This is a genomic window from Micromonospora sp. (assembly GCF_048594385.1).
Lineage (GTDB): Bacteria > Actinomycetota > Actinomycetes > Mycobacteriales > Micromonosporaceae > Micromonospora > Micromonospora wenchangensis.
On the sequence record NZ_JBMDWU010000413.1, the window covers coordinates 19,260 to 29,818 of the forward strand.

At 73.6% G+C, this 10,559-nt stretch carries 8 protein-coding genes; 6 read left to right on the forward strand and 2 right to left on the reverse strand.

Annotation, left to right across the window (positions count from 1 at the left end; all coding sequences use genetic code 11):
• Window positions 1–43 precede the first annotated feature (43 nt).
• A complete protein-coding gene (locus ACOJTC_RS22155; protein WP_420118316.1) occupies window positions 44–1,384 on the reverse strand; it encodes an ABC transporter substrate-binding protein in 1,341 nt (446 codons plus the stop codon).
• A 16-nt stretch (window positions 1,385–1,400) separates the two neighbouring features.
• On the reverse strand, window positions 1,401–2,519 hold the full coding sequence (locus tag ACOJTC_RS22160; RefSeq protein WP_420118317.1) for a LacI family DNA-binding transcriptional regulator: 1,119 nt from the start codon (window positions 2,517–2,519) through the stop codon (window positions 1,401–1,403).
• A 237-nt stretch (window positions 2,520–2,756) separates the two neighbouring features.
• Here ACOJTC_RS22160 and ACOJTC_RS22165 point away from each other — a divergent pair, with 237 nt between their 5' ends.
• The 6 genes from ACOJTC_RS22165 to ACOJTC_RS22190 all read left to right on the forward strand — a co-directional run.
• Window positions 2,757–4,085 carry a Gfo/Idh/MocA family protein gene (locus tag ACOJTC_RS22165; RefSeq protein WP_420118318.1) on the forward strand — a complete coding sequence of 443 codons (1,329 nt, stop codon included), beginning with the start codon at window positions 2,757–2,759 and terminating at the stop codon, window positions 4,083–4,085.
• Between the two features lie 69 nt (window positions 4,086–4,154).
• Window positions 4,155–5,579, forward strand: coding sequence for a glucuronate isomerase (gene uxaC, locus ACOJTC_RS22170; RefSeq protein ID WP_363653583.1), 1,425 nt, complete (start codon window positions 4,155–4,157; stop codon window positions 5,577–5,579).
• Entirely contained in the window at window positions 5,576–6,880 is a 1,305-nt protein-coding gene (locus ACOJTC_RS22175) for an enolase C-terminal domain-like protein (protein ID WP_420118319.1), read from the forward strand. The genes uxaC and ACOJTC_RS22175 overlap by 4 nt, the downstream gene beginning before the upstream one ends.
• Complete coding sequence (locus ACOJTC_RS22180) at window positions 6,871–8,361, forward strand: mannitol dehydrogenase family protein (RefSeq protein WP_420118320.1); 1,491 nt, start codon at window positions 6,871–6,873, stop codon at window positions 8,359–8,361. The genes ACOJTC_RS22175 and ACOJTC_RS22180 overlap by 10 nt, the downstream gene beginning before the upstream one ends.
• 74 nt (window positions 8,362–8,435) lie before the next feature.
• Window positions 8,436–9,605, forward strand: a complete 1,170-nt coding sequence (locus ACOJTC_RS22185) for a Gfo/Idh/MocA family protein (RefSeq protein ID WP_420118324.1) — start codon at window positions 8,436–8,438, stop codon at window positions 9,603–9,605.
• A 33-nt stretch (window positions 9,606–9,638) separates the two neighbouring features.
• The coding region (locus tag ACOJTC_RS22190; RefSeq protein WP_420118321.1) for a pectate lyase at window positions 9,639–10,559 on the forward strand (921 nt) is incomplete at its 3' end.

The window sequence follows — 10,559 nt, forward strand, 5'->3', positions numbered from 1 at the left end:
AGGGCCACGGGTCCGGCTCCTTTCGTCGTCCGCGGTGTGCCGGTCAGGCGATCGCGGACTTGCAGGCGGCGACGAACTGCTCCGCCGCCTGGGCCGGGGTGGCCCGCTTGTACTGGACGTTCTCGGCGGCCTTGACCAGCTCGGACTTGACCTTGCTGTGTCCCTTGATCGGCACCTGCGGCGCCGTGCCGAACTTCTGTGCCAGCTCGGACTCGACCTGGATGGACTGCTTCATCGCCGGGTCGGTCACCGTCTGGCTGACCGTGGCCCGCAGGTCCATGTTCGACGGCAGGCCCCGGTCGGTGCCGAGCAACGCCACCGCCTCCGGGTCGTTGACCCTGAAGTTGATCACGTCCACCGCGACGTCGGCGTTCTTGCTGCCCCGGAAGACCGACCAGTACATCGAGGCGCGGGCCCACTGGGCGCTCGGGTCACCCGGGTACGCGACGACGCCCAACTCGTCGGCGGTGTTCTTCTTCAGCTCCGGCATCTGGTTGACCCAGACCCAGGAGGTGCCCGACTTGCCGGTCACCACGAGCTGCTTGGTGATGTCGGTGGCGTTGCCCTCGTGGATCACGTCGGCGGTCGGGGTGGCCCCCCGGTCGCGGGCACCCTTCCACAGCTCGAACCACTTCGTCACGTCCTCGGCGGTGAAGCCGAGTTCGTTGCCCTTGTAGAGGTCCTTGCCCTGCTGACGCAGCCACACCCAGAAGGCCTTGTCCACGGCGCTGGCGTCCATCGTGCCCGGGACCTTGGTCTTCCTGGTCACCTGCTCGGCCCAGGCGATGTGCTCCTCCCAGCTCTGGCCGGTGGTCGGCTCCGGGAGGCCGTTCTTGGTCAGCAGGGTCTTGTTGTAGACCAGCCCCTGGGTGTTCTCGCCGGCGGCCACCCCGGCCAGCTTGCCGTCGACAACGCCGTACTCCAGCAGGCTCTTGGGGAACTTCGACACGTCGAGCTTGCCGGAGTCCTGGTAGCTCTTGAGGTCGAGCACGGTGCTGCGGCCGGCGTACTCGGACAGGTAGTTGTCGTCGATCTGGAACAGGTCCGGCGGGTTGCCGCCGGCGGTGAGGGTGGCCAGCTTGTCGAAGTAGCCCTGGTTGGCCTGCCAGGTCTTCTCGAACGTCACGTTCGGGTGCTTCTTGGTGTAGAGGGCGAGGGCGTCCTCGGTGAGCTTGGCCCGCGCCTCACCGCCCCACCAGAAGACGGAGAGCTTGATCTGGCCGTCGGTACCGGCGTCGTCGTCGCCGCAGGCCGCCGCGCCGAACATCAGCGGTACGGCGACGGCGGCGGCGACCAGGCCGCGCAGGAATCGACGACGGGGTGCGGGGGTACGGTGGTGCGGTTCGGCCGGCGTGCCGGCGGTGGGGGACGTTGCGGGGTGCATGCGCTCACTCCTCGGGTTAGGAGGCGACGACGCCACCGGTGGTCGCGGTCGGGCCGCCCGGGTCCGCAAGGCGATGCGGGCCCGGGCCATCCGGAACGGAACCGGGACGGGATCGACCGGGTACGGGTCCGGTCGAGTCGCGAATGACCAGTTCGGTCTGGAGCATTACCTGTGCGGTGGTACGACGGTCGCCGACGGCCGCTGCCCGTCCCCCGCCGCGCGGGCGCGGGTCGGAGTCGTGTTGCAGCAGCATGTCGACGGCCGTCCGGCCGGCGGCCGCGGTTGGCGTGGCCACCGTCGTCAACTTGGGGCGGGTGAGTCGGCTCAGCGCGATGTCGTCGACGCCGACCACGCTGACGTCCTGTGGTACCCGGATGCCGAGCTGGTCGAGCCCCTCGATCAGCCCGATCGCCATCAGGTCGTTGTAGGCGAGCACGGCGGTGACGCCGCTGTCGCGTACCCGGGGGGCCAGTTCACCGCCGCCGGTCTCGGTGGGCGGGTTGGGCCCGAGCACGGTCAGCTCGGCCCCGCCGGAGCGGGCGGCGGCGCCGGCCGCCCGACGCATCTGCTGGTGGGTCCAGGAGCCGCGTGGCCCGCCGAGCAGGGCGATCCGCCGGTGGCCGAGGCCGAGCAGGTGCTCGATCGCGGCGCGCGCCCCCTGGCCGACGTCCATCATCACGCAGGGCAGGCCGGTGACCTGCCGGTTTATCACCACCACCGGGACTTCCCGGCTGACCTGCTCGATCAGGCCGTTGCTCATCCGGGGGCTGCACAGCAGCACCCCGTCGACCTGCTTGGCCAGCGCGTGGACCAGCTCCTCCTCGGCGGCCGGGTCCTCGTTGGTGTCGGCCACGAAGACGTGGTAGTCGCGGTGCCGGGCCTGCCCCTCGGCCGCCTTGATCAGCGGCGGGAAGAACGGGTTGGCGATGTCGGCGATGATCAGGCCGATGTTGTGGGTCCGCCCGGTGATCAGGGCGCGGGCGGCCCGGTTGGGTCGGTAACCGAGGTCCTCGGCGCAGGCCAGCACCCGGCCCCGGGTCTCCGGGTTGACCAGGTGCGGCGCCGAGAAGGTCCGGGACACCGTGGAGATGTGCACGCCCGAGGCCCGCGCGACGTCGCGGATGGTGGCTGGCACGGGCGGCCCTCTCGTCGATGGTGTGGTCGGGGTCACGTGGGTGCCGCCAATTAATGCAAACGGTTGCTCCACTGTCAACGGGAGTTTGTTACAGGTCGATTGCGGGGGCGCTCCTGCCATGCCCCCTTAAGCGTATGAAACGGTATCTATGCCACGGGATTGGCATCGATCGTTGACGTGCTCTTCACCGACGTGGTTTCTTCACTGCAAACCTTTGCAGCCACGGGAGGTCCACGGATGCCACCACCAGCCACGCCACGCCGACGGCACGCCCTCGTCGGCACCGGGGCGCGGGCGGAGATGTTCGTCCGGGCCCTGGTCACCGCGCACGCCGACACCGCCGAGCTGGTCGCCTTCGCCGACGTCAACCAGACCCGGATGGACGCGCACAACCGGTGGCTGATCGAGCTGGGCCATCCGGCCGTGCCGACGTACCCGGCCGCCGACTTCGCCACCATGCTCGCCAAGGAACGGGTCGACGTGGTGCTGGTGACCAGCGTCGACGTCACCCACGACGAGTACATCGTGACGGCCCTGCGGGCCGGCTGCGACGTGGTCACCGAGAAACCGATGACCGTGGACGCGGCCCGCTGCCGGCGCATCCTCGACGCGGTCGCCGAGACCGGCCGGCAGGTCACCGTCGCCTTCAACTACCGGTACAACCCGTTGCACGAGCAGGTCAGGAGGCTGCTCGCCGACGGCGCGGTCGGCGAGATCGGCTCGGTGCACTTCGAGTGGCTGCTCGACGTGCGGCACGGCGCGGACTACTTCCGCCGCTGGCACCGGGACAAGGCCAGCTCCGGCGGGCTGATGGTGCACAAGGCCAGCCACCACTTCGACCTGGTCAACTGGTGGCTCGACGCCACCCCGGTCGAGGTGTACGCCGCGGGCCGGCTGTTCTTCTACGGCGACACGGGCCGCCGCCACGGCTACGCCCGCGACTACGACCGGGCGCACGACTCCCCCGCCGCCGCCGACGACCCGTTCGCCCTGCGGCTGGCCGACCACCCCCGGCTGCGCGAGCTGTACCTCGACGCCGAGGCCGAGGACGGCTACCAGCGCGACCGCAACGTCTTCGCCCCCGGGGTGAGCATCGAGGACGACATGGCGGTGCTGGCCCGCTACTCCACCGGCGCGACGATGACCTACCACCTCACCGCCTACGCCCCCTGGGAGGGCTACCGGGTGATGGTCAACGGCAGCCGGGGCCGGCTGGAACTGGAGGTCACCGAGAGCGACTTCGTCAGCCCGGCCGCCGCCGGGGCGCTCAAGGGGGCCGCCCTGCACGGCGACGAGGCCGCCGCCGAACACGGCGCGGCCACCCTCACCCTGCGCCCGTTCTGGGCCCCGCCCCGCCGGATCCCGGTCGAGGGCTCCACCCGGCAGGGCCACGGCGGCGCGGACGTCCGGATGACCCGGGTGATCTTCGGCGGCGAACCGGACCCGCTGGGCCGGGCCGCCACCGCCCGCGACGGCGCACTGGCCCTGCTCACCGGGCTGGCCGCCAACCGCTCCTTCGACACCGGCGCGCCGGTCCGCGTCGCCGACCTGCTCACCCTGCCCTGACCGGGCCGGCCCCACGACCGTCCACCCCGAACCGCCGACCCTCCGCCCGCACCCGAGGAGTCCCCCGACGTGCCGACCTCTCCCGACCTGCTCCTGCCGACCGACCCGGGCGTCCGGGCCATCGCCCGCGAGCTGTACGCCCTCGCCGGCCCGCAGCCGATCATCTCGCCGCACGGGCACGTCGACCCGGCGCTGCTGGCCGAGGACCGGCCCTTCCCGGACCCGGCCCGGCTGCTCATCGTGCCCGACCACTACCTCACCCGGATGCTGCTCAGCCAGGGCGTGCCGCCGGCCGAGCTGGGCGTGCCCAGCGTCGACGGCAGCCCGGTGGAGACCGACGGCCGGACGATCTGGCGGCGCTTCGCCGCGCACTGGCACCTGTTCCGGGGCACCCCGTCGCGGCTGTGGCTGGAACGCACCTTCAGTGAGGTCTTCGGGGTGGACACCGCGCTCACCCCGGCCACCGCCGACGCCGTCTACGACGAGGTGGCCGCCCGGCTCGCCGAGCCGGAGTTCCGGCCCCGGGCGCTGTTCACCCGGTTCCGCATCGAGGTGCTCGCCACCACCGAGTCCCCGCTGGACGACCTCGCCGCGCACGCCAAGCTCGCCGCCGACGGCTGGGGCGGGCCGGGCGGCCGGGTGGTCACCACCTTCCGCCCCGACAACGTCGTCGACATGGAGTTCGACGGCTGGGCCGACAACGTGGCCCGGCTCGGCGAGGTGGCCGGCGTCGACACCGGCACGTACACCGGCTACCTGGACGCGCTGCGGGCCCGCCGGGCGGCGTTCGTCGCGGCCGGCGCGACCTCCTCCGACCACGGCCACCCCACCGCCCGGACGCTGGTGCTCGACGCCGACGAGGCGGCGCGGCTCTACGACAGGGGCCGGCGGGGGCTGGCCGACGCCGCCGACGCCGAGGCGTTCCGGGCGCACATGCTGGTGGAGTTCGCCCGGATGTCGCTCGACGACGGCCTGGTGCTGCAACTGCACCCCGGGGCGGTCCGCAACCACAACCGTCGGCTGTACGCCACCCACGGCCGCGACGTCGGCGGGGACGTCCCGCACGCCACCGAGTACGTGCACGCGCTCGCCCCGCTGCTCGACGCGTACGGCAACGACCCGCGCCTGCGGGTGGTGCTCTACACCCTCGACGAGTACACGTTCACCCGGGAACTGGCCCCGCTGGCCGGCGGCTACGCCGCGCTCTACCTCGGCGCGCCCTGGTGGTTCCTGGACTCCCCGGAGGTGCTGCGCCGGTTCCGGGAGGCGGTCACCGAGTCCGCCGGGTTCTACAACACCGCCGGGTTCGTCGACGACACCCGCGCGTTCTGCTCCATCCCGGTCCGCCACGACGTGGCCCGCCGGATCGACGCCGGATTCCTGGCCCGCCTCGTCGCCGAGCACCGGCTGAGCGAGGCCGAGGCCGCCGAGACGGTCGTCGACCTGGCGTACCGGTTGCCCAAGAAGGTCTTCAAGTTCGAGGGGTCCGCATGAGCACCAGGATCACCGCCGTCGACGTGCACGACGTCCGGTTCCCCACCGCGGCGGCCGGGGACGGCTCCGACGCGATCAACCGGGGTGACTACTCGGCCAGCTACGTCGAGCTGCGCACCGACGACGGCCCGACGGGCGCCGGGTTCACCTTCACCAACGGCCGGGGCAACGAGATCACCTGCGCGGCGATCGAGGCCCTCGCCCACCACGTCCGGGGGCGCACCGTCGAGGAGATCGCCGCCGAACCGGTGGCGTTCTGGCGCTCGCTGACCGCCGACGTCCAGCTGCGCTGGCTGGGGCCGGAGAAGGGGGTCATCCACATGGCCGCCGGCGCGCTGGTCAACGCGGTCTGGGACCTGCGGGCCAAGCTGGCCGGCAAGCCGATGTGGCGCTACCTCGCCGAGCTGTCCACCGACGAACTGGTCGCCAACATCGACTTCCACCACATCACCGACGCGCTGACCCCCGACGAGGCGGCCGGCATCCTCGACAAGGGGTTGGTCGGGGCGGCGGACCGGCTCGCCGTGCTGGAGCAGGACGGTTTCCCGTCGTACACCACCTCGGTGGGGTGGTTGGGGTATCCGGACGACAAGGTGCGGGCGCTGACCCGCGAGGCGTACGCCCAGGGGTGGCGGGCGATGAAGATGAAGGTCGGCGGCCCGCCCGCCGACGACGTGCGCCGGGCCCGGATCATCCGGGCCGAGATCGGCCCGGACGCGCTGCTGATGATGGACGCCAACCAGGTCTGGGACGTCGACGAGGCGATCACCAACATGACCGCGCTGGCCGAGGTCGACCCGTACTGGATCGAGGAGCCGACGCACGCCGACGACATCCTCGGCCACGCCCGGATCGCCCGCGCGGTGACCGCGTCGACCGACGGCCGGTGCCGGGTCGCCACCGGCGAGGTGGCCGCCAACCGGGTGATCTTCAAGCAGCTGCTCCAGGCCGAGGCGATCGGCGTGATGCAGATCGACGCCTGCCGGGTGGCCGGGGTCAACGAGGTGCTGGCCGAGATCCTGCTGGCGGCGAAGTTCGGGGTGCCGGTCTGCCCGCACGCCGGCGGCGTCGGCCTCTGCGAGTACGTGCAGCACCTGGCGATCTTCGACTACCTTCGGGTCGGCACCAGCCTGGACGGGCGGATGGTCGAGTACGTCGACCACCTGCACGAGCACTTCGTCGACCCGGTCCGCACCCGGGGCGGCCGGTACCTGCTGCCCACCGCCCCCGGCTACAGCGCCACCATGCGCCCCGAGTCGATCGCGCGGTTCCGGTTCCCGGACGGCCCGGTGTGGCGGTGAACGGGGGCACCGACCGGCTGGGCCTGGCCACCCTGCGCCGGCTGCCCGAGCAGAGCCGACCGCTGATCCGGCCGGGCACCGTGCCGGCCGGCATCGTCCACCTCGGACTCGGCGCGTTCCACCGGGCCCACCAGGCGGTCTGCACCGAGGCGGCGGTCGACGCGGCCGGCGGGGACTGGGGCATCGTCGGCGTCGCCCCGCGCAGCACCGACCTGGTCGAGGCGCTCGCCGCACAGGACGCGCTGTTCAGCGTCACCACGCTGGCCGCCGACCGGTCCGCGACCCGGGTGGTCGGCGCGCTGGCCGGGGTGCGGCACGCGGCCAGCGACCCGGCGGCGGTGGTCGCGCTGCTCGCCGACCCGGCGATCCGGGTGGTGACGTTGACGGTGACCGAGAAGGCGTACCGGCTCGACCCGGTCTCCGGGGCGTTGCGGGCCGACGACGAGCTGACCCTCGACCTGACCACCGACCGGCCCCCGGTCACCGTGCCCGGCCTGCTGGTGCGGGGGCTGCTCGCCCGCGCCGCCGCCCAGGCGGGGCCGATCGCGCTGGTCAGCTGCGACAACCTGCCGTCCAACGGGCGTCGGCTGCGCGGCCTGGTGCAGCAGTCGCTGGCGCTGGCCGGGGTGCCGGACGCCGTCCAGGACGCCCTCGCCGGGCAGGTGAGCTTCCCCGGCACGATGGTGGACCGGATCGTCCCGGCCAGCACCGCCGCGACCCTGGAGAATGCCCGCGCCGCGCTGGGGGTGACCGATCTGGCGGCGGTGGCCGCCGAGCCGTACCTCCAGTGGGTCGTCGAGGACGACTTCCCCGGCGGCCGGCCCATGTGGGAGCGGGCCGGCGCCGTGCTCACCACCGACGCCGGCCCGTGGGAGCGGCTGAAGCTGCGCGGCCTCAACGGCGTCCACTCGGCGGTGGCCTACCTGGGGGCGGTGGCCGGCCGCGAGACGATCGCGGACACGCTGGCGCTGCCCGGCCTGACCGACGTGCTGCGCCGGTTCGTCGCCGAGGACGTGGCCGGGAGCTTCACCCCGCCCGAGGGGACGACCGTCGTCGGGTACGGCGACGAGGTGCTGGGCCGGTTCGCCAACCCGGCGATCCGGCACCGCACCCTCCAGGTGGCGATGGACGGGTCGCAGAAGCTGCCGCAGCGGGTCCTGCACACCGCTGCCGACCTGCGTGCCCAGGGCCGACCGGCGTACTGGTCGGCGCTGGTCGTGGCGGCCTGGCTGCGGTTCCTCGACGGGCGGGCCGATGACGGCACGCTGCTGCCGCTCGACGACCCGCTGGCCGACCGGATCACCACCGCGCTCGCCACCGCCGGGGACACCCCCGCCGGGACGGTCGAGGCGCTGTTCGCTTTGCCGGAGGTCTTCCCGGCGGCGCTCGCCGACGACGACGGGTTCCGTGCCGACGTCGCCGGCTGGCTCGGCGCGCTGCGTACCCACGGGGTGGCGGCGGTCCTGGCCGGTGCGGCGTGACCGCCCCGGTACCGCCGGCCGCCGCCGCTGGGCCCACCACCCGGGACGCTCCGGCCGGGCCCGACGCGACGGCCGTGCCCCGGGTGGCGATCGTCGGCGCGAACGGACACGGCCGCTGGCACCGGCGCAGCGTCGCCGGGCTGCACGCGGCGGGACGGCTGCGGCTGGTGGCGCTGGTGGACGTGCGGCCGATCGAGGACGAGCCGGCCGCGCCGGTCCCGCCAGGGGCCAGCGTGCACACCGACCACCGGGAGATGCTCGCCGCCGCCCGCCCGGACGTGGTGATCGTCTGCACCCCGCCGCACACCCACCTGCCGATCGCCCTGGACGTCCTCGCCGCCGGTGCCGACCTGCTGTTGGAGAAGCCGCCGGTGCTGTCCACCGCCGAACACCGGGAGCTGGCCGGGGCGCTGGCCGCGACCGGCCGGGCCTGCCAGGTCGGCTTCCAGGCGCTCGGCTCGATGGCGCTGGCGCAGCTGTCGGCCGCCCTCGGGCAGGGCCGGCTGGGCACCGTCACCGGCATCGGCACGGTCGCCTGCTGGCAACGCCCCGACGGCTACTACGCGCGGTCCCCGTGGGCCGGCCGACGCAGCCTGCACGGCCGACCGGTGCTCGACGGCGCGCTGGCCAACCCGCTGGCGCACGCGGTGATGCAGTGCCTGGCGGTCGCCCAGACGGTGACCGGCGCGCCGGTGCGGCCGGCGCGGATCGAGCTGGAGCGCTACCGGGTCCGCCCGATCGAGGTCGACGACACGGCCACGCTGCGGATCGTCACCCCGGGCGGACCGCCGATCGTGGCGGCGGTGACCCTGGCCGGGGAGGACTTCGTCGCCGGTGAGGTGATCGTGACCGGCACCGCCGGGCGGGCGGTGCTGGAGTACCCCACCGACCGGCTGCTGCTGCCCGGCGACCCGCAACCCCGGGAGGTGCCGGGGCGGCGGGGGCTGCTGGAGAACCTGCTCGCCCACCGGGCCGACCCGGCCGGCACCCCGCTGATCGCCCCGCTGGCCCGGACCGCGCCGTTCACCGCCGTACTGGAACAGGTGCGGCAGGCCCCCGAGCCGACCCTGCTCGGCGGCGACCTGGTCACGGTCACCGGCAGCGGGCCGGAACGGGTGGTGACGGTACCCGGGATCAACGCGGCGCTGCGCCGGGCCGCCGGGCAGGGGGCGCTGCTGTCGGAGCTGGCGGTGCCGTGGGCGGTGCCGCCGGTGCGGATCCCCCTGGCGGCGCTGGACGACTGACGCACCATCCACCACCACCCTCCGGAGATTCCCATGCGTCCACGAACCACCGGGGCGGCCCTGGTCGCCCTGTCCCTCCTGCTGACCTCGGGCACTGCGGCACACGCCGCACCCGGCCGGACCGCCGACGGGGTGCCCCGGGCGGTCGAGCGGGTGGCCCGGCAGACCCTGCCGGCCGGCGACGGCTGGGCGTCCGAGGGCCCCGGCACCACCGGCGGCGCGGCGGCCGGCCCGGACCAGGTCCACCTCGTCCGCAGCCGGGCCGACCTGGTCCGGGCACTGGGCGGCGACAACGCCACCAACAAGAGCAATGCCACCCCGAAGGTGATCGTCGTGGACGGCACCGTCGACGGGTTCACCGCCGACGACGGCGACCTGCTCGGCTGCGCCGACCTGGCCGACCCGGAGTACAGCCTGGCGGCCTACCTGGCCGCGTACGACCCGGCGGTGTGGGGCATGGTGCCGCCGACGGGGCCGCTGGAGGCCGCCCGGGTGCGGTCGGTGGCCAACCAGACCCGGCAGACGCAGATCAACGTCGGGCCCAACACCACCATCGTCGGCCGGCGCGGGGCGGTCCTCACCGGGCTGACCCTGATGATCGACGGGGCCAGCAACGTCATCGTCCGCAACCTGACCTTCGACGACGCCCGGGACTGCTTCCCGGCCTGGTCCCCCACCGACGGCGCGACCGGCAACTGGAACTCCCAGTACGACCAGGTCTCGGTGCGCCGCAGCGAGCACGTCTGGGTCGACCACAACACGTTCACCGACGGCGACAACCCCGACAGCGCGCAGCCGGTGCACTTCGGCCGCCCCTACCAGGTGCACGACGGCTCCCTGGACGTCACCCACACCGCCAGCCTGGTCACCGCCTCGTACAACCGGTTCGTCGGCCGGGACAAGCTCATGCTGATCGGCTCGTCGAACACCGTCGGCCCGGACGTCGGCCGGCTC